We start from the raw sequence: 26,171 nt of genomic DNA, 5'->3' as shown, positions 1-26,171 counted from the left end.
GAGGCGGTGCTTGACCTTGCCGCTGGCGGTAGCTTTAGGCTGGGATCACATTCACGAGAGGAGAGAGCACATGACCATCGAACTCAATGTATCCGGTATGTCCTGCGGCGGTTGCGCCGCCAGCCTGCAAAAGGCCCTGCTGGCCCAGAGTGCCGTCACCCAGGCCAAAGTCGATTTCGACAGCAGCAAGGCCGTGGTGGAGAGCAGCCTCAGCAAGGCCGAGATCATCGCCCTGATCGAGGCCAAGGGCTTCTCGGTAGAGTGACTTAACACTATATAGGTAAAAAACAGACCAATATTCTGTTTGCTTGTTTTTATTGGTGAGAATAATCACTTAAATTCGTTTTAAAAAGCATAAAAATGCTGCAATCAACCCATCAGAAGGATTGCAGCATGACCCTCCCTATCCGCAAGACCCTGCTCGCCGCCGTACTCGGCCTGACCCTCTCCCCCCTGGCCATGGCCCTGCCCAGCGTGCACATACTGGCGACCGGCGGCACCATAGCCGGGGCGGGTCAGTCTGCGACCCAGTCCAACTACGAGGCTGGCAAGGTGGCCATCGAGACCCTGATCGCCGCCGTGCCCGAGATGAAGAACGTGGCCGAGGTGCAGGGGGAGCAGGTGGTCAAGATAGGCTCCCAGGACATGAACGACGAGGTGTGGCTCAAGCTCGCCAAGCGGGTCAACGAGCTGCTGGCCAAGGATGATGTGGACGGCATCGTCATCACCCACGGCACCGACACCATGGAAGAGACCGCCTACTTCCTGAACCTCACCGTCAAGAGCGACAAGCCGGTGGTGCTGGTGGGCGCCATGCGTCCTTCCACCGCCATGAGTGCCGACGGTCCGCTGAACCTCTACAACGCCGTGGTCACCGCCTCGGATCCGAGCTCCAAGGGTCGCGGCGTCATGGTCGCCATGAACGACACCGTGCTGGATGCCCGTGACGTCACCAAGACCAACACCACAGGGGTGCAGACCTTTGCCGCCCCGAACTTCGGCCCGCTCGGCTACATCCACAACGGCAAGATAGACTACCAGCGCAGCCCGGCCCGCCTGCACACCAGCAAGACCCCGTTCGACGTGAGCAAGCTCGACAAGCTGCCTCAGGTCGGCATCGTCTACAACTATGCCAATGCCACCGATCTGCCCGCCAAGGCCATGGTGGACGCCAAGTTTGACGGCATCGTCAGCGCCGGGGTGGGCAACGGCAACCTCTACCACAGCCTGTTCGATACCCTGGCCAAGGCGAGCGAGGACGGTATCCGGGTGGTGCGCTCCGCCCGCGTGCCGACCGGTGCCACCACACTGGATGCGGAGATCGACGACGCCAAGTACGGCTTCGTGGCCGCCGGCACCCTGAACCCGCAGAAGGCGCGCATCCTGCTGATGCTCTCCCTGACCCAGAGCAAGGATCCCAAGCAGATCCAGCGCTGGTTCCAGGAGTTCTAACCGCACATTATCGGATGGATCCAACGGGAGGCTCAGGCCTCCCGTTTTCATTGCTCACGCCTTGGCACACTCATTGCTATGGATAGACCACTGTCCACAATGCTCTGGGAAGGATGAACGATGAAACGGTGGATCCAACATTTCTATCAGCTGAACCGCCTCAACTGGCTCATGGTCTGGCTGCTGCTCTGCTGCAGCATCATACTGCTGTTCCCGGTGGGGCTGATGAAGGGGGCCGTCAGCCAGTGGGCCAGCGCCCATGCGGCCTGGCTCGGGGTCGGCATGCTGATCGCCATCTCCTACTTCTGCAGCCAGGGCTTTTTGATCTTCTGGGAGTGGGCCTGTGACGAGTGGCAGTCTCGCCGCCAGCAGGATCAGCTGGCCCAGATGATCGGCTTCCTCGACTTCAACGAGAAGGCGGTGCTGCGCGAGTTCGTGCTGCAGCGCAAGAGCGTCATAAACCTGCCGATCACCGAGCCCGCCGTCAAAAACCTGATGGATGCCGGCGTCCTCACCTACGCCTACGGCAAGCCGGTGCGGGAGAAGGATGACGAGAACCAGATCCGCGCCCTGATGATAGCGCTGCCGGCACGGCCGCTGCTCACCTACAAGGTGCTGGGGCTGTCTCGCGGCAAGATGAGCGACGAGCAGGTGGAACAGATCATGAACGCCAGACCCAAGTTCGCCCAGAAGAGCTTCCAGCGCTGAGGCGTATTCATCCTGAATAAAAAAGCCGGACGTTGTCCGGCTTTTTGCTGTCTGGGGATCTTACTCGGTTCTGGCTTTCAGGTAGCCGGCGTAGTCCGGCACCTGGACGCTGAACGCGCGCTGCATGTGCGGGCTGTCCATGATGAAGTCCGCGGTCGCCTCGTTGGTGGCGACCGGAATATTCCACACCGCCGCGAGACGCAGCAGCGCCTTCACATCCGGATCGTGGGCCGCGGGGTTGAGGGGATCCCAGAAGAAGATCATCACGTCAATCTTGCCCTCGGCGATGAGGGCGCCGAGCTGCTGATCGCCCCCCATGGGGCCGGAGAACAGACAGGTGATGGGCAGCTGTGCCTGCTTGCCGAGCAAGGTCCCCGTGGTGCCGGTCGCATAGAGATGGTGGAGCTTGAGCTCCTCCTTGCGCCTCAGCACCCAGCTCAGCAGGGGGGCCTTCATGTTGTCGTGAGCCACCAGGGCTACCCGTTTGTGGGGCGCCATCTCACGTGCGATCAGTTCCATGGGATCATCCGTAGCAAAATGATGGGAGTAGGGCCGTATCCTAATCGAAAGCGGCGCCCGCTGTCTTGCCGGGCGCCGTAACTGTGATCACTTCGACTCTTCTATCCACTGCCGGTTCTTCTGCTCCAGCACGGAGATGGGCAGCATGCCGAATTCCAGCACCTGGTGGTGGAAGGCCTTGAGGTCAAACTGGCTGCCAAGGGCCTGCTCGGCACTCTCCCTCATCCGGATCAGGGCCAGCTGGCCCGCCTTGTAGGAGGTGGCCTGGCCGGTATAGGCCATGTAGCGCGGTACCTCGGAGCTGATATCGCCCGCCCCCAGCGCCGAGTTCTCCTGCATGTAGCCGACGGCCCTGTCGTGACTCCAGCCATACCAGTGGATGCCGGTGTCCACCACCAGCCGCATGGCCCTGAGCATCTCCTCGTTGAGGCGCCCGAAGTACTGCAGCTGGTTGTTGAAGGCAGGCGAGCCTTCGACCTTCACATCCCCCACCGCCGGATCGTAGAGGCCGCGCCCCTGATAGAGGCCCATGTCGTGGTCTGCCAGATACTCGGTGTAGAGCGCCCAGCCCTCCGCATAGGCGGTGTAGGAGGCGTTCGCCACATACTGCGGGAAGTCGGGATCCTTGGCCGCCAGCTCCTGGGCTATGGTGATCTGGAAGTGGTGGCCGGGGGCCCCCTCGTGGGCCAGCAGGGTGCTGATGTTCCAGCTCTGCAGGCCATAGGGGTAATAGGTATTGAGGAAGAACTGGCCCTTGCGACCGGTCTGGGGGTTACCGTCCTGATACCAGGCGACGCCACCGTAGGGCGCATCCTCATAGGCGACTGGCACGACGTCGTAATCCAGCCTGGGAATGGTGCGCTCGGCATCGAAGAAGTCAGGCAGCACCTGGGCGGCCTTGCTCTTGAAGGCGTTGTACTCCGCCAGCGCCCGCCCATGCTCGGCCAGCGCCTGCTGTTGTGGCTCGCTCAAGGTCGCGCCGGCCGCGTTGTCCGGGTTCAGACCGGCTGACCAGACCGCCAACGGGTTCTGGTAGAAGAAGCCAGGCTCGTTCAAGTAGCGGAAGAAGGCGTAGATCTGGCCGCTCTGCTTGCTCTGGGCCACATCCTCGCTGTCGCACTTGCCGACGGTATGGCACACCTTGACCATGGCGTCGAATATCCGGGTCACCTCGGCCAGCCCCAACTCGTGCACCTCTTGTGGCGTCATCTCTGTGGTGGTGTGTTTCTTCAGCAGCCAGCGATACCAGTCGCGACCATCCGTCATGCCACAGAAGCCGTCATCGCACTCGCCGCTGCCAAGACGCACCCCGTAGGCACCACCATGCTGGTAATCCAGATAATCCCGCAGTGCCAGGTAGCGGCCATTGATGCTGTCCAGCACGGCCTTGTAGTCGGTACGCAGCGTCTCGTCGGCATCCCCTGGCAACTGCTGCCAGCCGAGGTAAGATCCCGCGATCGCTTCCCCATCCAGCTTGCCATTGAGCTGGGCCAACAGCCGGTCCACCAGCTCGTCCGGCAAGGTATTGCCCTGGGCGCTGCCGAGCTCAAACTGCTGCTTCACCTCGGTCAGATAGGCGTCATAGGCCTTGAGCCAGACAAGATGCTCCTGATACCAGGCGAGCGGTGCAGTGGCCGCCCGTGCCTTGGCGGACTGCACCGGGGCTGCGGCCGTGCGGTCGAGATCCCGCCGCCAGCTGGCATCCCCCGGTGCCACCCGCTCGGCCGAGCTCTGGGCGAAGTAGTCGAAGCCACGCTCGACGGTGCGTGCCGCCCTGCCGCTGGCGGGTGCGGCCCCGACCTCGTCGGCCAGATCCACCACCCGGTTGCGGAAGTGATGGATGGGGATCTGGGATTGAGGCAGTTCATAACCTTCCAGGTTGATCCGCAGATCCCAGCGGATCATGTCGTAGAACAACCGATCCCGCTCGCTCAGCACGCTAGGATCCAGTGCATCCAGCCGCTTGAGCAGGGAGGCGTCGAGAGCCTTGCGTTTGGCGATGCTCGCGGCATCGATCGCGAACCCGTAGGGATCCAGCGCCTGGCTCTCGCGCAGGGCCTCGTCCATGGTTTGCATCAGGGTTGCCTTGGTGGCGACGGGATCTGCCGGTGCCTTGGAGCTGTTGTCGTTACAGGCGGTGAGGGAGAGGGCGATGGCGCAAGCCAGAGCCACCTTGTTGAGTGAGAGGTACATGGTTTAGTCCTTTAATGCCTTGTTATTATGAGTCCCCTTGAGGGGTTCCAATAGTGCACCTTTAGACCACCATCTTTTGCGACTCACTTAACAAAAATAGCCTTGTATTTCATATGGATAGTCATGGTGAAAAGCTATGCGTCCAGAAATAAAAAAACCCGCCTGAGCGGGTTAAGAGTCGGTCATCTCATGCCATAACTATTCAGGACGATTCCGAGTGCAGCTGGGATTGTTGATAGTTTTCCAGACCGATGCGATCGATGAGGTCCAGCTGGGTTTCCAGCCAGTCCACATGTTCTTCTTCGTCTTCCAGGATCTCCTGGAACAGGTCACGGCTGACGTAATCATGGACTGATTCGGCATAGGTGATGGCCACCTTCAAATCGGGGATGGCATCCATCTCCAGCGAGAGATCGCAACGCAACATCTCGTCGACCGTCTCACCGATGCGCAGCTTGCCCAGATCCTGCAAGTTGGGTAGTCCTTCCAGAAACAGTACCCGCTTGACCAGTTCATCGGCATGCTTCATCTCATCGATGGACTCGTGGTATTCCTTGTGCCCGAGCCCCTTGAGGCCCCAGTCATCGTAGATGCGGGCATGCAGGAAATACTGGTTGATGGCCACCAACTCATTGGCCAGCACCTTGTTGAGGTGGGCAATGATTTTGGGATCTCCTTTCATCGACATTACTCCTTATGTTCGTGCCTTATAGAGGCAGCGATCACTAGAGCTTAGTCCAGAAAAGTGACAATAGGAGTGCTGGCGATTTGTCTCGCCCGAGGATACAAGGATCCGGCTGACGGATCAGAGAGGGGAGAATTCAGGTATCAAGCCACTTCGTAATAGAGCTGGGCCCGATCCGATTCCATCTTGTTGCGTTCGGTGGCGATGATCTCCATGGCCATGCGTACACACTTGCCACATTGGGCACCCACTTCCAGCGACTCTTTCAGCTGTCTGAATTCTGTCTTGCCTGCTTGTACCGCCTTGCGGATCTGGGTATCTGTGATGCCGCGGCACAAACACACGTACATAATACTGACCTCATACTGGAATGAGGGAAAATCTAAATGAGAATGGTTTGCAGTGCAAATACCGATTGGTAATAAGATCCCCCGCTTGCCAGCCATTCTCCCCTTGGGGACAATGCGGCCATCAGAGAGGAGAGGATGATGCTCAAGAAACTGTTCAATGCCCTGTTCAACAGCCAGGTGGCGCCAGCCGTCGAGGTGACCCCGACCGAGTACGTCGGCTACCTCATCTACCCCGAACCCATGGCGGAAGGGGGCCAGTATCGACTGGCCGGCCGCATCACCAAGGAGGTGGGTGGCGAGGTGCTGACCCACAGATTCATTCGCTCCGACCTGTTCGTCAATCCGGCCGATGCCGAGCGCTTCATGGTGCAAAAAGCCCATACCTTTATCGATCAGATGGGGGAGAAGATGTTCGAGCCTCGCACCCGAGGCGGTGATCCCGCCGCCTCATGAACCCCGTTGACGCAAGCGCGCTGCGCCACTCCCTCGCTCGCTGTGGTGAGCGGCGACTGGTCTGGCTGGAAGGGGGGGAGGCCGATTGCATCGCCCGGGCCGAGCCCTGGCTGGGGGAGGCGGTGTTCTGGCTGGGGGAGGGCCCTGCCCGCCATGATCCCATGCCGGCCGCCAAGGCGCTGCAACGACTCGGCCAGGAGTGCGACACGCTCGTCTTCAATGCCTTCAGCGGTTTCCATCCCGATGCTTTCGGCGCCCTGGCGGGTACCCTGCGCGCCGGTGGCCTGCTGTTGCTGCTGACCCCCCCGAGGGAGAGCTGGCCTACCTTCCCGGATCCGGACAGAGTGCGGCTGGTCGCCCAGTCGGAGGACGCGAGCAAGGCCGGTCATGGTTTTATCGCCCGCCTGGTGCGGCTGCTGGCAGGGGATCCCGCCACCTTGCTGAGTCCACCTGGGGAAAACGGTCACTGGCGGCCGCTGGGGCCGGGTCACCTGCTGAGCGAGGATCAGGCCTGTGCCCTGCCCGCCATTCACAGAGTGCTCCATGGCCACCGCCGCCGCCCCCTGGTACTCAGCGCGGATCGCGGCCGGGGAAAGAGCACCCTGCTCGGTCTCGCCGCCGCCGATCTGCTGCGCCAGCATCCAAACCTGAAGATAGCGGTGACGGCCCCCTCGCAGGGAACGGTTGCCACCCTCTTCGCCCACGCCGCGGCCGGACTCGATACCAGCGAGGGGAGGCTGGAAGGGCTGGAATATGTGTCGCCGGATCGGCTGGTGCAGGGAGATCTGCAGCCTGATCTGCTGATGGTGGACGAGGCGGCCGCCATCCCGACCCCGCTGCTGGAGGCCATGCTGGCCCGTCACAGTCGCATCGTCTTCGCCACCACCGAGCATGGCTACGAGGGGACAGGGCGAGGCTTTCATCTGCGTTTCAAACGGACTCTGGATAAGCAGACCCCGGGCTGGCAGGAGCTGCACCTGAGTGAGCCCATCCGCTGGAGCCGGTACGATCCCCTGGAGCCCCTGGTGTTCCGCCTGCTTGGCCTCGATACGGACGTCTCGCCGCCGCCGCAACCGATAGCACCCGCCTGGCGGTTGCTGGAGCAGGACAGGCTGGCCGAGGACGATGAGCTACTCGGCCAGGTATTCGGCCTGCTGGTGCTGGCCCATTACCAGACCAGTCCGAGCGATCTGCGATACCTGCTGGAGAGCCCGGATCTCGACATCCATCTGCTAGAGCAGGATCAGCATCTGCTCGGGGTTGCCCTGGTGGTACGAGAGGGCAAGATAGATCCCGTCCTGGCTCAGGATATCTGGGCGGGGCGAAGGCGTCCCCGTGGCCATCTGTTACCCCAGTCACTGCTGGCTCACTCCGGCTTCATGACGGCGGGTGAGCGCAGCTACGCCAGGGTGATGCGCATCGCCATCCATCCGAGCCTGCATCGCCATGGCTTGGGCTCAATGCTGCTGGGCAAGCTGGAGGCCCATTATTGGGCACTCGGGTTCGACTATCTGGGGTCGGCCTTCTCCGCCAGCGCCGATCTGCTGCCGTTCTGGCACAAGGCCGGTCTCAAGACCCTGCGCATCGGCCTGCAGCGGGATGCCGCCAGCGGCTGTCACGCAGCCCTGCTGCTCAAGGCGCTGAAAACGCAGTGGGAGCCTGAGCTGGCCCAGTGGCGCCAGCGTTTCCTGCATCAGTTGCCAACCCTGCTGGCGGGGGAGCTCAAGATGCTGGAGGCGGAGATCGTCTGGCAGTGCCTGCAAGGAGAGCCTATCAGGGGACTCGCGCCGGACGAGCTTGACCGCCTGGAGCTGGAGTGTTTCGCCTACCACCACAAGCCGTTCGAGCTGTGTCAGTCCAGCCTGCAACGCTGGTTGGCGAGTCAAACGGCTGTGCTGGATGCATTGGCTTCGGACGAGCGTCGCCTGCTGATCGGGAGCATCTGGCAGTATGCCCCCTGGACGGATCTGGCCAGAGCCTTGGGTCTGGCCGGCAAGCCCGCGATCATCAAGGCATTGCGCAGCCTGCTGGCTCGTCTGCTGGAGAAGGACGGGCCGACGGGCTGAGACCCGGGCGGGATTTCCATAGGGGTCTAAACGCGCGTTTCATGGAGGCATCAGGCCGGTGGAACCGTCGATACAGATACTGGGGGCCAACAGGCCCCTCGTTCGTTGATGGTCTGGCTTGATGATGCCTGTCCTTCCCCAGACTCGGCCTGGGGCGAGAGAAGGGTTACCCGGCTGACTAAGATGCCTCCGTCAGGGCCATCATGACCTTCATACCCCGTACTCAATACCATCACTTAAATCCCTGAATCGCGCCAACTGCTCTGATGAGTTTCTCATGGGGCTGCGCCATTTTGGTTTTTTCGGAATATGGACTAATACTTGATCGTGGTAACGATTTTAATAACTGCATTATTTTCAGGTGGTTAGCATTGTCAGTGGTTAATGTTTGCCATCTTTTCTAACGTGCACAGGGAGTGCAATGTGGGAAAAAATGCAACTAGCCATGGCCCATGGGTCGTCGGTTTCATTGCGGGTCCTGTTTCTGCCGGCGACCTGACGTTCAATATGACGCGCGGGGCCACCGCCATCAGCCAGCAGGTCTATGACCTGCACATGACCATCTTCTACATCTGTTGCGTGATCGGCTTGCTGGTGTTCGGCGCCATGCTCTGGTCCATCGTCCGTCATCGTAAATCCCGTGGTGCCAAGGCAGCCCAATTCCACGAGAGCACCCGCATCGAGCTGCTCTGGACCGCCATTCCCGTGTTGATCCTGGTGGCCATGGCGGTGCCCGCCACCTCGACCCTGCTGAAGATGGAAGACACCTCCAAGGCCGATCTGACCGTGCTGGTCACCGGCTCCCAATGGAAGTGGCATTACAAGTACCTCGAGCACCCGGTGGAGTTCTACTCCCTGCTGGCTACCGACAGGAAGCAGATAAAGGGTGAGCAGCCCAAAGGCGACCACTACTTGCTGGAGGTCGATCAGCCGCTGGTACTGCCCGTCGGCAAGAAGATCCGCTTCCTGATGACTTCGGACGACGTCATCCACTCCTGGTGGGTGCCCGCCTTCGCGGTGAAACGGGATGCTAACCCCGGCTACATCAATGAGTCCTGGACCCGGATAGACAAACCGGGCACCTACCGGGGGCAGTGCGCCGAGCTGTGCGGCAAGGATCACGGTTTCATGCCCATCGTCGTGGTGGCGAAATCCGCCGAGGAGTTTGATGGCTGGATTGTTAAGACCGCAGGGGAGCAGGCGGCCGCCAAGGCGCAGCAGCAAGATCTGGCAAGCCAGACCATGACCCTGCCCCAGGCCATGGAGATCGGCGAGAAGGTGTTCCTCGGCCACTGTGCCGCCTGTCACCAGCCCGCCGGGACCGGGTTGCCCGGCATCTTCCCCGCCCTCAAGGGCAGCAAGGTCACCACGATGGCGGAGAATCGGAGCCATCATCTGGATCTGGTACTCCATGGCAAGAGCGGAACGGCCATGCTCGGCTTTGGCAAGCAGCTCAGCCTGCAGGAGGTGGCCGCCGTGGTGACTTACGAGCGCAATGCCTGGGGCAACAATACCGGCGATGTGGTTCAGGCTGCCGAGGTGCAGTCCATCTTGAAACAGGACAAGTGAGGCGTCGGCATGAGTGATGGAATCATGGATACCCCGCACGGCGAGCACGCCCATCAGCCGGCGACGGGTCTGAGGCGCTGGCTATACACCACGAATCACAAGGATATCGGCACCCTCTATCTGCTGTTCGCGCTGACCATGTTCTTCACCGGCGGTGCCATGGCCATGGTGATCCGGGCCGAGTTGTTCCAGCCCGGGCTGCAACTGGTCGAGCCCCTGTTCTTCAACCAGATGACCACGGTGCACGGCCTCATCATGGTGTTTGGCGCCGTGATGCCGGCCTTCACCGGCCTCGCCAACTGGCTGATCCCCATGATGATAGGGGCGCCGGACATGGCGCTGCCCAGGATGAACAACTGGAGCTTCTGGATACTGCCGTTTGCCTTCCTGATCCTGCTGTCGAGCCTGTTCATGGAGGGCGGCGGCCCGAGCTCTGGCTGGACCTTCTACGCCCCCTTGTCGACCAAGTACAGCGGCAACAGTACGGCGCTGTTTGTGTTCGCCATCCACATCATGGGGATCTCCTCCATCATGGGGGCCATCAACGTCATCGTGACCATCTTCAACCTGCGGGCGCCGGGCATGGGCTGGATGAGGATGCCGCTGTTTGTCTGGACCTGGCTCATCACCGCCTTCCTGCTCATCGCCGTCATGCCGGTGCTGGCGGCGGCGGTGACCATGGTGCTGACGGACAAGTACTTCGGCACCAGTTTCTTCGATGCGGCCGGGGGCGGGGATCCCGTGATGTTCCAGCATATCTTCTGGTTCTTCGGCCACCCCGAGGTCTACATCATGATATTGCCGGCGTTCGGCATCGTCTCCAGCATCATCCCGACCTTTTCCCGCAAGAAGCTGTTCGGCTATCGATCCATGGTCTATGCCACCAGCAGCATAGCCCTGCTCTCCTTCATGGTGTGGGCCCACCACATGTTCACCACCGGGCTGCCGGTGGTGGCCGAACTGTTCTTCATGTACACCACCATGCTGATCGCGGTGCCGACCGGGGTGAAGGTGTTTAACTGGGTCGCCACCATGTGGCGCGGTTCCCTGACCTTCGAGACCCCCATGCTGTTTGCCATCGCCTTCATCACCCTGTTCACCATAGGCGGCTTCTCGGGGCTGATGCTGGCCATGACGCCGGCGGATTTCCAGTATCACGACACCTATTTCGTGGTGGCCCATTTCCACTATGTGCTAGTCACCGGCGCCGTCTTCTCGATCCTGGCTGCCGCTTACTACTGGCTGCCAAAATGGACAGGGCACAGGTATGACGAGCGGCTGGGGCAGTGGCATTTCTGGTGCTCCCTCATCTCGGTGAACATGTTGTTCTTCCCCATGCACTTCGTCGGGCTGGCGGGTATGCCCCGCCGCATCCCGGACTACGCGCTGCAGTTTGCCGACTTCAACATGTTCATCAGCCTGGGGGGGGTCGCCTTCGGGTTGTCTCAACTGCTCTTCGTCTGGGGAGTGGTCAAGTGCATCCGGGGAGGGGAGCCGGCGACGGATCGGGTGTGGGAAGGGGCCGAGGGGTTGGAGTGGACCCTGCCATCGCCGCCTCCCTATCACAGCTTCAAGGTTCCGCCCGAAATCCGGCCGGATGAGCACTAGGGAGGCCCCATGAACCAAGTCAATCATGGGCCGCTGCTCAGGAAGCTGGCCCTGATCATCGTCCTCATGTTCGGGTTCGCCTTCGCACTGGTCCCCCTGTATGACGTCTTTTGCAGGATCACCGGGCTCAATGGCAAGACGGCGGATCGGCCGGCCACGGCGGAGCGCGCCGTGATAGATGACAAGCGGACCATACAGGTAGAGTTCCTGGCCCATGCAGATACCCAGATGCCCTGGCAGTTCAACGGGGAAACCCAGCGCCTGTCGGTGAAGCCCGGTGAGATGAGGCAGGTCAACTTCAAGGTGTTCAACCCGACGGACAGCACCATGGTGGGTCAGGCGGTTCCCTCTGTCTCCCCGGGCACTGCCGCCGCCTACCTGAAGAAGGTGGAGTGCTTCTGTTTCAACCGTCAGGAGTTAAAGGCGGGGGAGAGCAAGCTGATGCCCCTCAAGTTTTACGTAGATCCGGCCCTGCCCGACGATATCAACACCATCACGCTCTCCTATTCGCTCTATGACATCACAAAGTCCAAGCCGGCACCGGCGCTAGCGCAGAGGAAATAACCATGGCCAAGGCGACCCAGACTTACTATGTTCCCGAGCAGAGCCGCTGGCCCATCATAGGTGCCATGGCCCTGTTCCTGCTGGCCTTCGGGGCTGGTCACCTGGTCAACGAGGTCGCCAGCAAGCAGACGGGGATAGGTGGCTACCTGATGCTGGGGGGCGTCGCCCTGCTGGTTTTCATGTTGTTTGGCTGGTTTCGCCACATCATCCAGGAGTCCATGACCGGGCTCTACAGCGCCCAGATGGACAGATCCTTCAGACAGGGCATGGTCTGGTTCATCTTCTCCGAGGTGATGTTCTTCCTGGCTTTCTTCGCGGTGCTGTTCTATGCGCGGCAGTTGGCCATGCCCTGGCTGGATGGCGCCGGCAACAAGGCGATGACGGCGCAACTGCTCTGGCCGGACTTCTCGGCCCACTGGCCCATGCTCAAGACACCTGGCGGCACCATTACCCAGGCGATGCCCTGGCACGGCATTCCGCTCATCAACACCCTGATCTTGCTCAGCTCCTCCGTCACCCTGCTGTTCGCCCATACCGGCCTGGAGAACAACCAGCGTACTCGTCTCAAGTGGATGCTGTTCGCCACCCTGCTGCTGGGGGGAAGCTTTCTGTGGTTACAGGGTTATGAATACATACATGCCTATCGGGAGCTGGGACTGCGGCTGGATTCGGGGATCTATGGCAATACCTTCTTCATCCTGACCGGTTTCCACGGCCTGCACGTCACCCTGGGCACATTGTTTCTTGGCATCATCTGGCTGCGTATCGTGCTGAGGGGTCATTTCACCCCCGAGCGACATTTCGCCTTCCAGGCCGCAGCCTGGTACTGGCACTTCGTCGATGTGGTCTGGCTCTGTCTCTTCGTCTTCGTCTATCTGTTGTGAGGCCGGCTTCAGTAAGGACGGGGGTTGGGTTCCAGCCAGCCCATCGCCAGGGAGAGCAGCAGGATGACGACCACCAGCAGGGAGAAGAAGACCCGTCGACCCAGAGGGGCCGACATCCTCCTGGTCGCCTGATCCGTGGTCATCATCAGCCAGAGGGCGTGGAACAGCTGCCCTATGATGAGCAGCAACATGAGCACCAGCACTATCTTGATCAACATGTTAGGGCCTCGTGATATGCGTGAAGCGGCGACATGGCACAAGCAAGGACCACTCCATCGACGGCGCTGGCTGGTGCTGTTATTCACTCTGGGTGCCTCGGCCATTTTGTGCAAGCTGGCCCTCTGGCAATGGCAACGGGCAGCGGAGAAAGAGGCTTGGCTGCAGCAGGTGGCCGCGGCGCAGCAATCGGCGCCCCTGACGCTGGATAGGCTCGACTGGCGTGAACCGGAGCGGCTCGATGGTACCGTGCTGAGTGGGCAGGTGGTGTGGTTTCGGCCTTACATCTGGCTGCTGGACAATCAGGGGATGGAGGGGGAAATCGGCTATGACGTCATCATCCCGGTCCGGGCCGATGACGGCACGGCCTTGACCGGCACCGCTTCGTCGAAGGAACCCCTGCTCCTGGTCAATCTGGGTTGGATCGCGGCTCCGGTCAGTCGGGATCAGTTGCCCGCGCCCGCGATCCCGTCTGTGCTGGCACTGGATGGCCTGCTGCGAATTAAGCCTGGTGGCCTGCTGCTCGGCCAGAACATAGAGAGCGGCCCTTATCCGAACCGGATCCAGTCCGTCAGGGTTGCCAGCCTGAGTGAACAGACCGGTTTGCCCCTCGCCGACGCCATTTTCTATCAAAAGAGTTCTCCGTTTCTCTACCACTACCAGCACAACGTCATGCCGCCCGAGAAGCACAGGGCCTATGCGTTGCAATGGCTGGGGCTGGCAATGGTGATGCTGGTGGGGGGGCTGGTGCTGACAAGGAGGGGCTCGTCATGAACGAATGGACTAGATGGAAGGTGCCGCTTGCCTTTGCGCTGGTGATCCTGCTGCCCGTATTGCTGGCGGCGCTGACCCTGCATCAGGGCTGGTATGAGGCCGGTACCCGCAGCAAGGGACAGTGGTTGCAGAGGGAGGTCTATCTGCTACCACCGCTCTCGACACATGAGAGTCAGTGGCGTCTGGTCTATCTGGAGCCTGAACGTTGTGAGGCTCTGTGCCAGCAGGTGCCTGCCCTGATGCAGCGGATCCAGAGCGCCCTAGGGCGCAATGGGGACAAGTTGGCACTAGTACCCCTCCCGTTGTCATCCCTTGGCACTGCCAAAGGATTGCAGGCGGATGAGTTGATGCTGGTCGATCCCCAGGGGCTGGCCATATTGCACTACGAGGTACCGGACAACAGCAGTCAGTGGCCCCTGTTTGGCAAGGCGGTGCTGTCGGATCTACAGCAACTGCTCAAGTATCAGCGAGGCGTGCAATGAGACTGCAGAAGATATTGGCCTCGATCGCCATCGCACTGGCCGTGCTGGTCATTCTGCTCGGCGCCTATACCCGGCTTACCGATGCGGGGCTTGCCTGCCCCGACTGGCCAGGTTGTTACGGCTCCCTGGCCATTCCACAGCAAGCACATGCCGAACAGGCGACCCTGCTTTATCCAGATAGCCCACTTGAGCCTCACAAGGCCCGTAGCGAGATGGTACATCGTTATTTTGCCGGGGCCCTGGGTTGCCTCATCACGACCCTGTTTGTTCTGAGCTGGCGTGCTGGTGGCCGCCTGCGTTTTCTCTCGGGGGCGCTACTGGTATTGGTAATCGGGCAGGCGGCGCTTGGCATGTGGACCGTGACCCTGGCACTGCACCCCCTGGTGGTGACGACACACCTGCTCGGTGGCTTTGCGATCCTGACCCTGCTGTGGCTCTATCGCAGCGAATTAGGGCAAGCCCGCCAAGCCATCGTCTGTGGCCAGGGGCTCACCTGGCTGGGCACTCTCGCCTGCGGCATGCTCTTGATCCAGATTGCCCTGGGAGGCTGGACCTCATCCAACTATGCTGCCATGGCCTGCGCCGAGCTGCCGGTTTGTCAGGCCGGTTGGCAGGACCAACTGGCGTGGGAGGAGGCCTTCCATCTGCCCCTCGGCCATGCCAGCTACGAGTTCGGAGTGATGGGCAAGGAGGCGCGCCAGACCATTCATATCGCCCATCGACTGGGGGCTTTGGCCGCGGCCCTGCTGGTGGGAGGCTTCGCACTGGGCCTGATCCGTCATAGTGGGCCGATGCGAGCGTTCGGATCTCTGCTCCTCACCCTGCTGCTGGTTCAGATAGCTCTGGGACTGGCCAATGTGCACCTCGCCCTGCCTCTGGCCAACGCGCTCGCCCATAACTTGGTGGGGGCGCACCTGCTGGTGGTGTGTGTGCTGGCTCGTCGGCACCTCTCCCACGCCGCCACCTTCCCCTCGTTGTCGCCTCTGGCGATCCGGAGCCGGATATGAACGGCAAGTCGCTGGCGCAGCTATTCGATCTCCCGTTGCTACGGGACTACTACCAGCTGACCAAGCCGAAAGTGGTGGCCCTGCTGCTGCTGACGGCCTGGGTCGGCATGCTGTTGGCCGAGCCGACGATCGCCTCCCTGGATAACATGGTGCTGGGGCTGGCGGGGATAGGGTTGCTGGCTTCGGCCGCGGCGGCCATGAATCACAGCCTGGATAGCAGTATCGACGCCCAGATGCGCAGGACGCGTTGGCGCCCGGTGGCGAGGGGGCGGATCAGTACTCGGGCTGCCATGATTTTCGCGCTATGGTTGGCGGCTTCTGGATTTGTGCTGCTCTATTGGGGGGTGAATCCTCTGACCGCCTGGCTGACCCTGGCCAGCCTGTTTGGTTATGCCATCGTCTATACCCTGCTGCTGAAGAAGGCTACCCCTCAAAACATCGTCATCGGCGGGCTGGCAGGGGCCATGCCACCGTTGCTGGGGTGGATCAGCATCACGGGGCAGCTCTCGGCCGAGCCCTGGTTGCTGGTGATGATCATCTTCACCTGGACTCCCCCACATTTCTGGTCCCTGGCAATCCACCGGCGCGATGAGTATGCCGGCGCCAATATTCCCATGCTGCCGGTCACCCATGGCATCGAGTTCACCAAGACAGCCATCCTGTTTTATCTGCTGATGCTGACCCTGATCTGCCTGCTGCCCTACCTGATCGGCATGTCCGGCCTCATTTATCTGGTCGGCAGCCTGGTGTTGAACCTCTGGTTCTGCTGGCATGGTTGGTTGCTGAAGGTGTCTGACCGCCCCGCCCAGGCGATGCGCACCTTCCGTTTCTCCATTTATCACTTGATGCTGCTGTTTGGTCTGTTGATCTTGGATCACCACTGGCAGTGGCGGCTGTCATAAGAAAGTGGGGGTGATCAGGGTCTTGAGCCAAGGATGGACAAAGAAGGGGAAAATCGACGTACGGCAATACAGCAAGGCTGGCCTGAGGGCCAGCCTTGTGCTTTTCAGAGCTTGACCATGATGTGGCGCGGCACCGTGTAGTCCTCCAGCGCGTAGAGGGAGAGATCCTTGCCGTAGCCGGACATCTTCATGCCGCCGTGGGGCATCTCCGAGCAGAGCATGAAGTGGGTGTTGATCCAGGTGCAGCCGTACTGCAGGTGGCTCGCCACCTTGCTGGCGAGGCCCAGATCCCGGGTCCAGACGGAGGAGGCGAGGCCATAGTCCGAGTCGTTGGCCCATTGCACCACCTGCTCGGCGTCGTTGAAACGCGTCACCGACACCACGGGGCCGAACACCTCGCGCCGCACGATTTCGTCCTCCTGACGGGCGCCGACGATCAGGGTCGGCTCGAAGAAGAAGCCGTTGCCTGCACGGATCTTGCCCCCCGTCGTCACCTCCACGTGGCCGCTGCTCTGGGCCCGCTCCACGAAGCTGGCGACCCGGTTGCGCTGGCGGTCCGAGATGAGCGGCCCCATCTCCACCCCCTCCTCGCGCTGGCTCCCCACCTTGATGGAGGAAACGGCCTCTGTCATGGCGGCGACAAACTTGTCGTAGATCTTGCTCTGGGCGTAGATGCGGCAGGCGGCGGTGCAGTCCTGGCCGGCGTTGTAGAAGCCAAAGGTGCGAATGCCCGCCACCACGGCCTCCAGATCCGCGTCATCGAAGATGATGACGGGGGCCTTGCCGCCCAGCTCTAGGTGGGTGCGCTTCATGGTGCGGGCGGCGCTCTGCAGGATCTTCTGGCCGGTGGCGATATCGCCGGTCAGCGACACCATGCGTACCAAGGGGTGTTCCACCAACGGCGCGCCCACGCTCTCGCCCCGGCCGCAGACGATGTTGATGACGCCGCGGGGGAAGAGCTCGCTGGCGAGCTCGGCGAGGCGCAGGGCGGTCAGTGGGGTCTGCTCGGAGGGCTTGAGCACCACGGTGTTGCCGGCGGCGAGCACGGGCGCCATCTTCCAGGCCGCCATCATCAGCGGATAGTTCCAGGGCACTATGCTGCCCACCACGCCTATGGGATCCCGGCGGATCATGCTGGTGTGCCCCTCGATATACTCCCCCGCCAGCGGTCCTTGCAGGCAACGGGCCGCCCCGGCGAAGAAGCGGAAGCAGTCCACCACGGCGGGCAATTCGTCGTTCAGCACTGCCAGATAGGGCTTGCCGCAGTTGAGGGATTCCAGCGCCGCGAACTCCTCGGCGTGGCGCTCTATGGCGTCGGCGAGGCGCAGCAGCAGGTTGCTGCGCTGGGCCGGGGTGGTGCGGCTCCACTGGGCGAAGGCGCGCTGGGCGCCGTTCACCGCCCTGCTTACCTGTTCGAACGAGGCTTCCGGCACCGAGGCGATGAGCTCGCCGGTGGCGGGGTTGAGGACGGGCTCGGTCGGGCCGTCTCCGGTGACAAACTGGCCGTCGATCAAGAGTTGGGTATTGAGCTTCATGGTTGCATCCTTGCGCACGCGTTGAGTCGTTATTTGCCGCTGCCGGCGACGTCCTGGCCGTCACGGGTGAGGTAGTAGGCAAGCAGAATGGGGATGGTGGTGACGGCCACTATGATGAGGGCCACCACGTTGGTGACGGGTCTGTCCCGGGGGCGGATCAGCTCCTGATACATCCAGATGGGCAATGTGGTCTGCTGACCCGCGGTGAAGGTGGTGACGATCACCTCGTCGAAGCTGAGTGCGAACGCCAGCATTCCCCCCGCCAGCAGCGCGGTGGCGAGGTTCGGCAGGATCACGTAACGCAGGGTCTGGAAGCCGTCAGCCCCGAGATCCATGGACGCCTCGATGAGGCTCTGGTTGGTGCGGCGAAAGCGCGCCAGGGCGTTGTTGTAGACCACCACCACGCAGAAGGTGGCGTGGCCGATGACGATGGTCCAGAAGCTGAACGGGATCTCCATCAGGCCATAGGCGGAGCGCAGCGCGATGCCGGTGACGATACCGGGCAGGGCGATGGGCAGCACCAGCAGCAGCGACACCACCTCCTGGCCGAAGAAGCGGCTGCGGGCGATGGCCCCTGCCGCCAGGGTGCCGAGCACCATGGCGGCCAGGGTCGCGAGTCCCGCCACCTCCAGCGACAGCTGGATGGCGCGCCACACGTCCGGCCGGTTCAGCGTCACCTCGAACCACTTCAGAGTCAGGCCGGGGGGCGGGAACTGGTAGCTTTTGCTCTCGCTGGTGAAGGCGTAGAGGAAGATAAACAGGATGGGGATATGCAGGAACAGCAGCCCGCCGATGGCGGCGTATTTCAGCAGCCCGGATGGGCGCTGTCCCTCGCTGATGAGCGAGCTGGCAGATGAATTAGAGCGCATCGAAGGCTCCCAGACGTTTCGCGATGGCCAGATAGATGGCGATGATGAGGATGGGTACCAGGGAGAAGGCGGCGGCGAACGGCAGATTGCCCGCCGTGCCCTGCTGGATATAGACCACCTGGCCTATGTACATGGTCGAGTTGCCTATGATGCCCGGGATGATGTAGTCCCCCAGAGTCAGAGAGAAGGTGAAGATGGATCCCGCGACCACGCCCGGCAGTGCCAACGGCAGGATCAGGGTACGGAAGGTCTGGGCCGGGGTAGCGCCGAGATCGCCGCTCGCCTCCAGCAGAGAGCGCGGGATCTGCTCCACCGCTGCCTGGATCGGCAGGATCATGAAGGGCAGCCAGACGTAGACGAACACGATGAAGGTGCCGAGCCGTGAGAACGACAGTGAGGGGCCGCCTATCACCGGCAGGGAGAGGATGCCGTCCAACAGCCAGTCCAGCCCAAGGCTCCCCGCCAGCCAGCTGATGACTCCCTCCTTGGCCAGGATCAGCTTCCAGGCGTAGACCCGCACCAGGTAGCTGGACCAGAGTGGCAGCATGATGCCGAGGTAGAACAGGGCCCGGGTCTTGCCGCTGGTGTAGCGCGCCATGTAGTAGGCGACGGGGAATCCGAGCAGGGCGCAGGCCAGGGTCACCAGCAGCGCCATGCCTACCGTTCTGAGGATGACGTCCAGGTTCTCGGGTCGCAGCAGGGCGACGAAGTTTTGCAGTCCCAGCTCGTGGCGTATCTGGCCGCTGAACTCGTCCAGCCCGAAGAAGGCGTTGGAGAGCAGCATCAGCAAGGAACCCACATAGATGATGCCGAGCCAGATCAGCGGTGGGCCCAGCAGGATCCCCAGCAGCAGGCCGGGGCGGCCATAGAGCAGGGTGGAGAGGCGCCGTAGCGGCCGAAGGGTCGATGGTGCAGAGACAGGGTTCATGGGAAGGCTCGCACTCTGGGGGAGGCTCATGACTGAGCTTCCGGTTCGGAAGCCGTCAGGCGGTGAATGGCCTGCTCCGGCCAGCTGAGGCTGACCCGGGCGCCGTGGGGGAGGCGCTCCTGCCCCTCGTTGGGGTGGTTGACGATGATCTCGAGCTGTTCACCCAGGCTGACCCGGTAGCGCACGAAGGCCCCCAGGTATTCCACCTCGCGGATCTCCCCCGACCAGCCGGGGCTGCCGGCTTCGCTCAGGCGGATCCGCTCCGGACGCACCATCATCTGGCTGCTGTCGCCACACAGGCGCCTGGCCTGCTCCCCCTCGAACAGGTTGACGGTGCCGACGAAGCGGGCGACGAAGGGGGTGGCCGGGGCGTCGTAGATCCTATCCGGCGGGGCTATCTGCTCTATCCTGCCCTGATTGAAGATGCAGATGCGGTCGCTCATGGAGAGCGCCTCCTGCTGATCGTGGGTGACGAAGATGAAGGTGATGCCGAGCTGGCGTTGCAAGGCTTTCAGCTCTAGCTGCATCTGCTCGCGCAGCTTGAGATCCAGTGCGCCGAGCGGCTCGTCCAGCAGCAGGATGCGCGGCTGGTTGATCAGCGCCCGGGCGATGGCGATGCGCTGGCGTTGGCCGCCGGATAGCTGGCCTGGGCGGCGATTGCCGACGCCGGGCAGGCGCACCAGCTCCAGCATCTCGTCCACCTTGCGATAGCGTTCCGTCTTTGGCACGCCCCTGAGCATCAGGCCATAGCCGATGTTGTCGCGCACATCCATGTTGGGGAAGAGCGCATAGTCCTGGAACACGGTGTTGAGGTTGCGATCGTAGGGCGGCACCCGTGAGCAGGGCTCGCCGAACAGGCGGATCTCGCCTGCGCTCGGGTATTCGAAGCCGGCGATCATCCGCAGGCAGGTGGTCTTGCCTGACCCGCTCGGGCCCAGGAGGGTGAAGAACTCGCCGGCGGGGATCTGGAAGGAGATGTCGTCGACCGCCTTCAACTCGCCATAGTGGCGGCTGACCCGGTCAAATTGTACGGCTGTCATGATACGTCCTTGTCATCTAACCGGGCCGGGTCTCCACCCGGCCCGCAAGAGGGCTATGTCAGGTGTCGTTTACCTGAAGGGGATCAGCGACCACCTAGGATGGCGATATAGTCCGAGACCCAGCGGTAGTAGGGGACACAGGTACCCTGGCTCTTGCACTGGGAAACCGGCGTGCGCCAGAAGTGAACCCGATCGAAGTTGTCGATGCCGTTGGTCTTGCATCCATCGGCCCCGAGCAGGGTATTGCCCTCACAGGCGGCGGGTACCACGGGTACCGAGCCGAACCAGGAGGCGAGATCCCCCTGCAGCTTGTTGTTGAGGGAGTGCTCCAGCCACTTGTAGGCGCAGGTCAGGTTCTTGGCCTCGCTGTGTACCATGCTGGTATCGGCCCAACCGGTGACCCCCTCCTTGGGCACAGTGGTGGCGATGGGCTGCTTGTCGGCGATCAGGGTGTTGGCCTGGAAGGGCCAGGAGTCGGAGGCGACCACCCCTTCATTCTTGAAGTCATCGATCTGGACGAAGGCGTCGTGCCAGTAGCGCCCCACCAACTGGCGCTGCTTGCGCAACAGCTCGAGGGAGGCCTTGTACTGATCCTCGTTCAGCTCGTAGGGATCCTTGATGCCGAGCCCAGGCTGGTGGCTCATCAGGTAGAGGGCCGCATCGGCGATGTGGATGGGGCCGTCGAACGCCTGTACTCGCCCCTTGTTGGACTTGCCGTCCGGCAGGGTCTGCTCCTCGAACACCACACTCCAGGAGTCGGGGGCCTTGGGGAAGGTCTTGGTGTTGTACATCAGGATATTGCCGCCCCACTGGTAGGGCACGCCGTAGTGCTTGCCATCCACCGTGTGCCAGGGGGCGCTCTGCAGGCGGGGATCAACCTTGCCGTAGCTCGGGATGAGCGCCAGGTTCAGGGCCTGCACCTTGCCGCCTGCGATGAGGCGCAGGCTGGCATCGCCGGAGGCGGTCACCAGATCGAAGCCCCCCTCGTTCATCAGGGCCACCATCTCGTCCGAGGTGGCCGCCGTCTTGACGCTGACCTTGCAGCCGGTCTCCTTTTCGAAGCCGGTCACCCAGTCGTAGTTTTTGTCGGTCTCGCCGCGCTCCACGTAGCCGGCCCAGGCCACGATATTGAGTTGGCCTTCACCCTTGCCGAGCTCGGTGGGGGCAGCCTGGGTCTGGCCAGCCAGCAGGGCCGGGATCAGGGCCAGGGTCAGTGGGGTCAGTTTCATCTTGCGCTCCTTGCATGATCGGGAGCCATGGCGACATCGTCATGGCATTAACATCCTGTTAACTGCCATGAGCGTAGGAGAGGGACGTCGTAATGAGAATTTCAATTTTTAACCGACTTGGTATCTGAAAAATCGATATCGAGTGCAGATGAATCTGAATTTCAGAGATGCGCCTCTTAACGAAACGCGGGTTGACGGGCCCGCAACCGGCTCTGATCCCGCACTATGTCGATGAACTCACGGGCGGTCCAGCTCAGGTGCGAGCCACGGCGCCATACCAGGCCTATATCGATGGCGGGGATGGGTTCCTTGATGGGGCGGGCCTCGACCCGCTCCTGCTCCAGGGACCAGGGGCGGTAGGCGAAATCCGGCAGCAGGGCGGCCCCAAGCTGGCTGGCCACCAGGCTGCGCACCGCCTCCACCGAGGCGGTGCGCAGCACGATGCGGGGAGCGACCCCGTAGCGGCGCAGGCCGGAGCCGATGATCTGATCCAGCTGATCGGCGGTGAGGGAGATCATGGGCTCCTCGGCGAGGGCCTTGAGGGAGAGGCTGGACTCGGCGCAGAGGGGGTGGTTGGCGGCGAGCCAGAGCCGCAGCGGTGAGCGGGTCAGCAGCTCGGTATCGAACGCCTCCTGGCGGATGGTGCGGTTCGTCATCAGGATCCCCACGTCCACCTCACCGTTGACGATCTGGTGCTCGAGATAGGGCTGTTCGTCCTCCTTCACCTCGATGCGCACCGCCGGGAAGGCGCGGCGAAAACGGCCGAGGGCTTCCGACAGGTAGTAACCGGCCACCAGGGTAGTCACTCCCAGGGTGAGCTGACCCTGATCCTGCTGGGCCACCGCCTTGAGGGACTGGCCCGCCTCCGTCATGGCGCCGAGGATGCGTCTGGCATGCAGCAAAAACTGGTGGCCCTGGGCGGTGAGGCTGACCCCGCGCGGGTTGCGCTCGAACAGGGCGGCGCCGAGTTCGGTCTCCAGCTCGCGGATGGCGCTGGTGACCGCAGACTGGGAGATGTGCAGCTCGGCGGCGGCGCGACTCACCGAGAAACTGTCGGCCACGGCGACGAAATAGCGGATCTGGCGAAAGGTGAAGTTCATCTGGGCATCCTGCCACTGGGTGAGCAGTCAGCTTAACCGCGAACGACGTCCAAACGAAAGGCGCCCGCAGGCGCCTTTGTCATTGTCTTTGAATGCTTAGCGGGAGCTGGCCGCCTCGATCACCGGCAGCCGGTTCACCCCCTTGCCCAGATAGGCGAGGGTGATGGTCACTATGATGCAGGTGAAGCTGAGCCACATGTAGGGCAGGTAGTCCAGGGTCGCGACCCCCAGCACCCCGGCCATGAAGATGCCGTTGTCGCTCCAGGGCACCATGCCACAGGTGAGGGTACCGCCGAACTCGGCGTTGCGGGAGAGGTTCTTGCGCGCCAGTCCCAGCCGGTCGTAGTTCTTGGCCATGATCTTGGGGGTCAGGATCAGCGACACATACATGGCCGAGCCGAACACGTTGGCCAGGAAGGCGGTGCCTATGGTGTGAGTAGTCAGGCTGCCGGCGCCGTTGATCCGTTTCTCGAAGGCGCTGGCGATGACCGCCAGGATGCCGACCTTCTCCAGCAGACCGCCGAAGCCCAGGCCGAAGATGATGACGGCGACGGACCCCAGCATAGACTCCATGCCGCCACGACCCAGGATGTTGTCGATGAAGTCGACCCCGGAGACGATGGGGAAGGGGCTGTAGGCCGAGTGCATTGCCTTGACCGGATCCATGCCCTGGAAGGCGATGGCCCAGACAAGGCCCAGCAGGGCACCGAAGCTGATCACCGGGAAGGCTGGCTTGCGGTTGGCCAAGAGGCCCAGCACCAGCACCACGGGGACTATGGCCAGCGGCGTGATGTTGAACTGCTTGTCGAGGGCCTCCATCACTAGGTTGACCTGCTCCAGGCTGACATTGCCGGAGTACTGCATGCCGACCACGGTGAACAGGGCGGCCGTGATGACATAGGAGAACAGGCTGATGGGCAGCATGCCCTTGATGTGTTCCACCACGTCGACGTTGGACATGGTGGATGCCAGCACCACGGAATCGGAGAGGGGGGAGAGCTTGTCACCGAAGTAGACGCCGGAGAGCACGGCGCCCGCCACCAGGGGCGCGGGTACCCCCAGGCTGTGGCCTATGCCCATCATGGCGATGCCAGCGGTGGCGGCGGAGCCCCAGGAGGTGCCGGTCGCCAGCGAGGTGAGGGAGCAGATGATCAGGGTCGCCAGCAGGAAGATGGACGGGTGAATCACCTTGAGGCCGAAGTAGATGATGCTGGGGACTATGCCGCCGGCAATCCAGGTGCCCACCAGCGCCCCGACGGAGACCAGTATCAGGATGGCCCCCATCCCCTTGGCGACGCCGTCGACGGCGGCCTGCTCCAGGGACTTGTAATCATGGCCGAGCCGGATGCCGAGCCCCATGATGACGAACCAGGCGATGAACAGCGCCAACTGGATTGGCAGATCGAGCACGCTGGTGAAGGAGAAGGCCAGGGCCAGGAAAATCGCCAGGCAGGCAAACACCTGCGGCATGCTTGGCAATCGGATGTGGTTTTGTTGGTTTTGCATAGATACTTCCTAAACTCTTGCTCGCCAAGGTTGGAGCCTCTCGTCCTGTGGATACGAGTATCCCGAGGAGCCAACCCAAAAAGAGGGCGCAATCTACCACAAACCCAAGGCCCGAAATCCCAACTTATTTAGCAAAAATGCATTAATGATTGAAAAACTTGCCCATTAGTTGATCTCGTAAGCATTTTTTGAGTGTTTGGTCGATGCCACACAAATGGACGAGACCCATAGGAAAGTCCGATTGCACCCTCATAAAATACAAATGATAATTATTATCAATCGTTGCGAGAGGGAATTCACCATGATCTGGATAGTGCGCTGCCTGCTATTGGCAGGGGGGCTTGCGGTATTGGGTTGGGGTCAGGACAAGGCATACGGCATCTGGAGCCTGGGGTTCCTGCTGGCGGCCTGGGTCATGCTGGAACCCAGGCTGAGGCCTGTGTTGATCCTGCTGCCGGTGGCGGGCATGACGGGGGTGGTGGCCCTGATCTGGCAGCAGAGCTGGCACTAGTCGCTAGCGGGAGGGAACGGCCAGGATCCTGTCATGGGCCTGGCGCAGCGCGGCGATGACCCTCTGCTCCATCTCGGTGCGCTCGACCTCTGTGGTGAAGTAGATCATGTCGACGTTGTGGCGAATGTAGTGGGCGGGAAGCTGGTTCAGGGTCAGGCAGCAGAGATCCGCCAGTTGCTGGGGGCTCAGGGCCTGACCCAGCCCCTGTTTCTCTATCTCCTTGAGCACCAGATGCTCATAGAAGTTGTGAATGTCGGTATCCAGGATCATGGGTCGCCCCTGTGGTGGCCTAGTGTTATCAACAGCATAGCCATGAGCCACAAAAACAAAAGGCCCATCACTCTCGTGATGGGCCTTTTGCATGATAGATGGTGCGAAGAGAGGGACTCGAACCCTCACATCCGTGGGACACTAACACCTGAAGCTAGCGCGTCTACCAATTCCGCCACCTTCGCACACTGATTTTCTCCAGCTGGTTTTTAAATGCGGTTGGAGCGCATTCTCTGATTTTACATGTCAGAAGCATGGTGCGAAGAGAGGGACTCGAACCCTCACACCCGGGGGGCACTAACACCTGAAGCTAGCGCGTCTACCAATTCCGCCACCTTCGCACATCGGGTTATCAGTCTGGATTTACATGCTGTCTGACAAAAGCATGGTGCGAAGAGAGGGACTCGAACCCTCACACCCGGGGGGCACTAACACCTGAAGCTAGCGCGTCTACCAATTCCGCCACCTTCGCACATCGGGTTATCAGTCTGGATTTACATGCTGTCTGATAAAAGCATGGTGCGAAGAGAGGGACTCGAACCCTCACATCCGTGGGACACTAACACCTGAAGCTAGCGCGTCTACCAATTCCGCCACCTTCGCACATTGTCATCAATCTTGTTTTCCATGCCATCGATGAAGCATGTCGCAGTATGGTGCGAAGAGAGGGACTCGAACCCTCACATCCGTGGGACACTAACACCTGAAGCTAGCGCGTCTACCAATTCCGCCACCTTCGCATCACTGCGGT

27 protein-coding genes and 5 tRNA genes are annotated in these 26,171 nt (G+C 61.7%); 14 read left to right on the top strand and 18 right to left on the bottom strand.

Features of this window, described 5'->3' with window-relative positions:
* Positions 1-70: 70 nt before the first annotated feature.
* The 3 genes from ACRCYW_RS06675 (at position 71) to ACRCYW_RS06665 (ending at position 2,160) form a co-directional block, all read left to right on the top strand.
* Positions 71-265, top strand: coding sequence for a heavy-metal-associated domain-containing protein (locus tag ACRCYW_RS06675; protein ID WP_438549345.1), 195 nt, complete (start codon positions 71-73; stop codon positions 263-265).
* Positions 266-393: 128 nt separating this feature from the next.
* Complete coding sequence (gene ansB, locus ACRCYW_RS06670; protein ID WP_438549344.1) at positions 394-1,452, top strand: L-asparaginase 2; 1,059 nt, start codon at positions 394-396, stop codon at positions 1,450-1,452.
* Between the two features lie 120 nt (positions 1,453-1,572).
* Positions 1,573-2,160, top strand: coding sequence for a superinfection exclusion B family protein (locus ACRCYW_RS06665; RefSeq protein ID WP_438549343.1), 588 nt, complete (start codon positions 1,573-1,575; stop codon positions 2,158-2,160).
* 60 nt (positions 2,161-2,220) lie between these two features.
* Here the strand turns inward: ACRCYW_RS06665 and ACRCYW_RS06660 are convergent, their stop codons facing one another.
* The 4 genes from ACRCYW_RS06660 to ACRCYW_RS06645 form a co-directional block, all read right to left on the bottom strand.
* Positions 2,221-2,679, bottom strand: a complete 459-nt coding sequence (locus ACRCYW_RS06660; RefSeq protein WP_438549342.1) for a methylglyoxal synthase — start codon at positions 2,677-2,679, stop codon at positions 2,221-2,223.
* Positions 2,680-2,766: 87 nt separating this feature from the next.
* Entirely contained in the window at positions 2,767-4,872 is a 2,106-nt protein-coding gene (locus ACRCYW_RS06655) for a DUF885 domain-containing protein (RefSeq protein WP_438549341.1), read from the bottom strand.
* 202 nt (positions 4,873-5,074) lie between these two features.
* A complete protein-coding gene (gene bfr / locus ACRCYW_RS06650) occupies positions 5,075-5,554 on the bottom strand; it encodes a bacterioferritin (protein ID WP_100860562.1) in 480 nt (159 codons plus the stop codon).
* Between the two features lie 146 nt (positions 5,555-5,700).
* Entirely contained in the window at positions 5,701-5,907 is a 207-nt protein-coding gene (locus ACRCYW_RS06645) for a bacterioferritin-associated ferredoxin (RefSeq protein WP_438549340.1), read from the bottom strand.
* A 138-nt stretch (positions 5,908-6,045) separates the two neighbouring features.
* Between ACRCYW_RS06645 and ACRCYW_RS06640 the strand changes: the two genes are divergently transcribed.
* The 6 genes from ACRCYW_RS06640 (at position 6,046) to ACRCYW_RS06615 (ending at position 13,051) form a co-directional block, all read left to right on the top strand.
* Positions 6,046-6,360 carry an HlyU family transcriptional regulator gene (locus tag ACRCYW_RS06640; RefSeq protein ID WP_438549339.1) on the top strand — a complete coding sequence of 105 codons (315 nt, stop codon included), beginning with the start codon at positions 6,046-6,048 and terminating at the stop codon, positions 6,358-6,360.
* Positions 6,357-8,426, top strand: a complete 2,070-nt coding sequence (locus ACRCYW_RS06635; RefSeq protein WP_438549338.1) for a tRNA(Met) cytidine acetyltransferase TmcA — start codon at positions 6,357-6,359, stop codon at positions 8,424-8,426. Before ACRCYW_RS06640 ends, ACRCYW_RS06635 begins: the two co-directional genes overlap by 4 nt.
* A gap of 507 nt (positions 8,427-8,933) precedes the next feature.
* Entirely contained in the window at positions 8,934-9,995 is a 1,062-nt protein-coding gene (gene coxB, locus ACRCYW_RS06630; RefSeq protein WP_438549337.1) for a cytochrome c oxidase subunit II, read from the top strand.
* 9 nt (positions 9,996-10,004) lie between these two features.
* Entirely contained in the window at positions 10,005-11,603 is a 1,599-nt protein-coding gene (ctaD, locus tag ACRCYW_RS06625; protein ID WP_438549336.1) for a cytochrome c oxidase subunit I, read from the top strand.
* A gap of 9 nt (positions 11,604-11,612) precedes the next feature.
* On the top strand, positions 11,613-12,167 hold the full coding sequence (locus ACRCYW_RS06620) for a cytochrome c oxidase assembly protein (RefSeq protein WP_438549335.1): 555 nt from the start codon (positions 11,613-11,615) through the stop codon (positions 12,165-12,167).
* A gap of 2 nt (positions 12,168-12,169) precedes the next feature.
* A complete protein-coding gene (locus tag ACRCYW_RS06615; protein WP_438549334.1) occupies positions 12,170-13,051 on the top strand; it encodes a cytochrome c oxidase subunit 3 in 882 nt (293 codons plus the stop codon).
* Positions 13,052-13,059: 8 nt separating this feature from the next.
* Here the strand turns inward: ACRCYW_RS06615 and ACRCYW_RS06610 are convergent, their stop codons facing one another.
* Positions 13,060-13,269, bottom strand: coding sequence for a DUF2909 family protein (locus ACRCYW_RS06610; RefSeq protein WP_253627400.1), 210 nt, complete (start codon positions 13,267-13,269; stop codon positions 13,060-13,062).
* Positions 13,270-13,342: 73 nt separating this feature from the next.
* On the opposite strand from ACRCYW_RS06610, the gene ACRCYW_RS06605 reads away from it, so the two are divergent.
* Genes ACRCYW_RS06605 through cyoE form a run of 4 tightly spaced genes read left to right on the top strand, consistent with a single transcriptional unit; the run spans position 13,343 to position 16,432 of the window.
* Positions 13,343-14,041, top strand: coding sequence for an SURF1 family protein (locus ACRCYW_RS06605; protein WP_318164222.1), 699 nt, complete (start codon positions 13,343-13,345; stop codon positions 14,039-14,041).
* Complete coding sequence (locus tag ACRCYW_RS06600; protein WP_411660350.1) at positions 14,038-14,523, top strand: hypothetical protein; 486 nt, start codon at positions 14,038-14,040, stop codon at positions 14,521-14,523. Before ACRCYW_RS06605 ends, ACRCYW_RS06600 begins: the two co-directional genes overlap by 4 nt.
* Positions 14,520-15,530, top strand: coding sequence for a COX15/CtaA family protein (locus ACRCYW_RS06595; protein WP_438549333.1), 1,011 nt, complete (start codon positions 14,520-14,522; stop codon positions 15,528-15,530). Before ACRCYW_RS06600 ends, ACRCYW_RS06595 begins: the two co-directional genes overlap by 4 nt.
* Complete coding sequence (gene cyoE / locus ACRCYW_RS06590) at positions 15,527-16,432, top strand: heme o synthase (RefSeq protein ID WP_438549332.1); 906 nt, start codon at positions 15,527-15,529, stop codon at positions 16,430-16,432. Before ACRCYW_RS06595 ends, cyoE begins: the two co-directional genes overlap by 4 nt.
* Positions 16,433-16,536: 104 nt before the next feature.
* Here the strand turns inward: cyoE and ACRCYW_RS06585 are convergent, their stop codons facing one another.
* The 7 genes from ACRCYW_RS06585 to nhaC form a co-directional block, all read right to left on the bottom strand.
* On the bottom strand, positions 16,537-17,967 hold the full coding sequence (locus ACRCYW_RS06585) for a gamma-aminobutyraldehyde dehydrogenase (RefSeq protein WP_438549331.1): 1,431 nt from the start codon (positions 17,965-17,967) through the stop codon (positions 16,537-16,539).
* Between the two features lie 29 nt (positions 17,968-17,996).
* Positions 17,997-18,836 carry an ABC transporter permease gene (locus ACRCYW_RS06580; protein ID WP_438549330.1) on the bottom strand — a complete coding sequence of 280 codons (840 nt, stop codon included), beginning with the start codon at positions 18,834-18,836 and terminating at the stop codon, positions 17,997-17,999.
* Entirely contained in the window at positions 18,826-19,794 is a 969-nt protein-coding gene (locus ACRCYW_RS06575) for an ABC transporter permease (RefSeq protein WP_438549329.1), read from the bottom strand. The genes ACRCYW_RS06580 and ACRCYW_RS06575 overlap by 11 nt, the downstream gene beginning before the upstream one ends.
* Positions 19,791-20,804 (bottom strand): ABC transporter ATP-binding protein, encoded by a 1,014-nt coding sequence (locus ACRCYW_RS06570; protein ID WP_438549328.1) that lies wholly within the window; start codon positions 20,802-20,804, stop codon positions 19,791-19,793. The genes ACRCYW_RS06575 and ACRCYW_RS06570 overlap by 4 nt, the downstream gene beginning before the upstream one ends.
* Positions 20,805-20,887: 83 nt before the next feature.
* On the bottom strand, positions 20,888-22,033 hold the full coding sequence (locus ACRCYW_RS06565; RefSeq protein WP_438549327.1) for an ABC transporter substrate-binding protein: 1,146 nt from the start codon (positions 22,031-22,033) through the stop codon (positions 20,888-20,890).
* 176 nt (positions 22,034-22,209) lie between these two features.
* Entirely contained in the window at positions 22,210-23,133 is a 924-nt protein-coding gene (locus ACRCYW_RS06560; protein ID WP_438549326.1) for a LysR family transcriptional regulator, read from the bottom strand.
* Positions 23,134-23,229: 96 nt separating this feature from the next.
* On the bottom strand, positions 23,230-24,639 hold the full coding sequence (nhaC, locus tag ACRCYW_RS06555) for a Na+/H+ antiporter NhaC (protein ID WP_438549325.1): 1,410 nt from the start codon (positions 24,637-24,639) through the stop codon (positions 23,230-23,232).
* Between the two features lie 301 nt (positions 24,640-24,940).
* Between nhaC and ACRCYW_RS06550 the strand changes: the two genes are divergently transcribed.
* The gene (locus ACRCYW_RS06550) at positions 24,941-25,150 is read left to right on the top strand and encodes a hypothetical protein (protein ID WP_438549324.1); all 210 of its coding nucleotides are present in this window, start codon (positions 24,941-24,943) and stop codon (positions 25,148-25,150) included.
* Positions 25,151-25,153: 3 nt separating this feature from the next.
* Here the strand turns inward: ACRCYW_RS06550 and ACRCYW_RS06545 are convergent, their stop codons facing one another.
* From ACRCYW_RS06545 to ACRCYW_RS06520, 6 genes are all read right to left on the bottom strand, one after another.
* Positions 25,154-25,420, bottom strand: a complete 267-nt coding sequence (locus ACRCYW_RS06545) for a late competence development ComFB family protein (RefSeq protein ID WP_438549323.1) — start codon at positions 25,418-25,420, stop codon at positions 25,154-25,156.
* A 99-nt stretch (positions 25,421-25,519) separates the two neighbouring features.
* Positions 25,520-25,605: transfer RNA gene (locus ACRCYW_RS06540), tRNA-Leu, on the bottom strand.
* 70 nt (positions 25,606-25,675) lie between these two features.
* Positions 25,676-25,761: transfer RNA gene (locus ACRCYW_RS06535), tRNA-Leu, on the bottom strand.
* A gap of 45 nt (positions 25,762-25,806) precedes the next feature.
* Positions 25,807-25,892, bottom strand: a tRNA-Leu gene (locus ACRCYW_RS06530).
* Between the two features lie 45 nt (positions 25,893-25,937).
* Positions 25,938-26,023 (bottom strand) — tRNA-Leu (locus ACRCYW_RS06525).
* 51 nt (positions 26,024-26,074) lie between these two features.
* A tRNA-Leu gene (locus ACRCYW_RS06520) sits at positions 26,075-26,160 on the bottom strand.
* Positions 26,161-26,171: the final 11 nt, after the last annotated feature.

Origin of the sequence: Aeromonas sp., assembly GCF_051657805.1 — a bacterium.
Taxonomy (GTDB): domain Bacteria; phylum Pseudomonadota; class Gammaproteobacteria; order Enterobacterales; family Aeromonadaceae; genus Aeromonas.
Note: the sequence above shows the minus strand (reverse complement) of the source record. Positions and strands in the feature narration are given on the sequence as shown.

Coding starts and splice junctions, on each gene's coding strand:
- ACRCYW_RS06675 (WP_438549345.1), top strand. CDS start 71: ATGACCATCGAACTCAATGTATCCGGTATGTCCTGCGGCGGTTGCGCC.
- ansB (WP_438549344.1), top strand. CDS start 394: ATGACCCTCCCTATCCGCAAGACCCTGCTCGCCGCCGTACTCGGCCTG.
- ACRCYW_RS06665 (WP_438549343.1), top strand. CDS start 1,573: ATGAAACGGTGGATCCAACATTTCTATCAGCTGAACCGCCTCAACTGG.
- ACRCYW_RS06660 (WP_438549342.1), bottom strand. CDS start 2,679: ATGGAACTGATCGCACGTGAGATGGCGCCCCACAAACGGGTAGCCCTG.
- ACRCYW_RS06655 (WP_438549341.1), bottom strand. CDS start 4,872: ATGTACCTCTCACTCAACAAGGTGGCTCTGGCTTGCGCCATCGCCCTC.
- bfr (WP_100860562.1), bottom strand. CDS start 5,554: ATGAAAGGAGATCCCAAAATCATTGCCCACCTCAACAAGGTGCTGGCC.
- ACRCYW_RS06645 (WP_438549340.1), bottom strand. CDS start 5,907: ATGTACGTGTGTTTGTGCCGCGGCATCACAGATACCCAGATCCGCAAG.
- ACRCYW_RS06640 (WP_438549339.1), top strand. CDS start 6,046: ATGCTCAAGAAACTGTTCAATGCCCTGTTCAACAGCCAGGTGGCGCCA.
- ACRCYW_RS06635 (WP_438549338.1), top strand. CDS start 6,357: ATGAACCCCGTTGACGCAAGCGCGCTGCGCCACTCCCTCGCTCGCTGT.
- coxB (WP_438549337.1), top strand. CDS start 8,934: ATGACGCGCGGGGCCACCGCCATCAGCCAGCAGGTCTATGACCTGCAC.
- ctaD (WP_438549336.1), top strand. CDS start 10,005: ATGAGTGATGGAATCATGGATACCCCGCACGGCGAGCACGCCCATCAG.
- ACRCYW_RS06620 (WP_438549335.1), top strand. CDS start 11,613: ATGAACCAAGTCAATCATGGGCCGCTGCTCAGGAAGCTGGCCCTGATC.
- ACRCYW_RS06615 (WP_438549334.1), top strand. CDS start 12,170: ATGGCCAAGGCGACCCAGACTTACTATGTTCCCGAGCAGAGCCGCTGG.
- ACRCYW_RS06610 (WP_253627400.1), bottom strand. CDS start 13,269: ATGTTGATCAAGATAGTGCTGGTGCTCATGTTGCTGCTCATCATAGGG.
- ACRCYW_RS06600 (WP_411660350.1), top strand. CDS start 14,038: ATGAACGAATGGACTAGATGGAAGGTGCCGCTTGCCTTTGCGCTGGTG.
- ACRCYW_RS06595 (WP_438549333.1), top strand. CDS start 14,520: ATGAGACTGCAGAAGATATTGGCCTCGATCGCCATCGCACTGGCCGTG.
- cyoE (WP_438549332.1), top strand. CDS start 15,527: ATGAACGGCAAGTCGCTGGCGCAGCTATTCGATCTCCCGTTGCTACGG.
- ACRCYW_RS06585 (WP_438549331.1), bottom strand. CDS start 17,967: ATGAAGCTCAATACCCAACTCTTGATCGACGGCCAGTTTGTCACCGGA.
- ACRCYW_RS06580 (WP_438549330.1), bottom strand. CDS start 18,836: ATGCGCTCTAATTCATCTGCCAGCTCGCTCATCAGCGAGGGACAGCGC.
- ACRCYW_RS06575 (WP_438549329.1), bottom strand. CDS start 19,794: ATGAGCCTCCCCCAGAGTGCGAGCCTTCCCATGAACCCTGTCTCTGCA.
- ACRCYW_RS06570 (WP_438549328.1), bottom strand. CDS start 20,804: ATGACAGCCGTACAATTTGACCGGGTCAGCCGCCACTATGGCGAGTTG.
- ACRCYW_RS06565 (WP_438549327.1), bottom strand. CDS start 22,033: ATGAAACTGACCCCACTGACCCTGGCCCTGATCCCGGCCCTGCTGGCT.
- ACRCYW_RS06560 (WP_438549326.1), bottom strand. CDS start 23,133: ATGAACTTCACCTTTCGCCAGATCCGCTATTTCGTCGCCGTGGCCGAC.
- nhaC (WP_438549325.1), bottom strand. CDS start 24,639: ATGCAAAACCAACAAAACCACATCCGATTGCCAAGCATGCCGCAGGTG.
- ACRCYW_RS06550 (WP_438549324.1), top strand. CDS start 24,941: ATGATCTGGATAGTGCGCTGCCTGCTATTGGCAGGGGGGCTTGCGGTA.
- ACRCYW_RS06545 (WP_438549323.1), bottom strand. CDS start 25,420: ATGATCCTGGATACCGACATTCACAACTTCTATGAGCATCTGGTGCTC.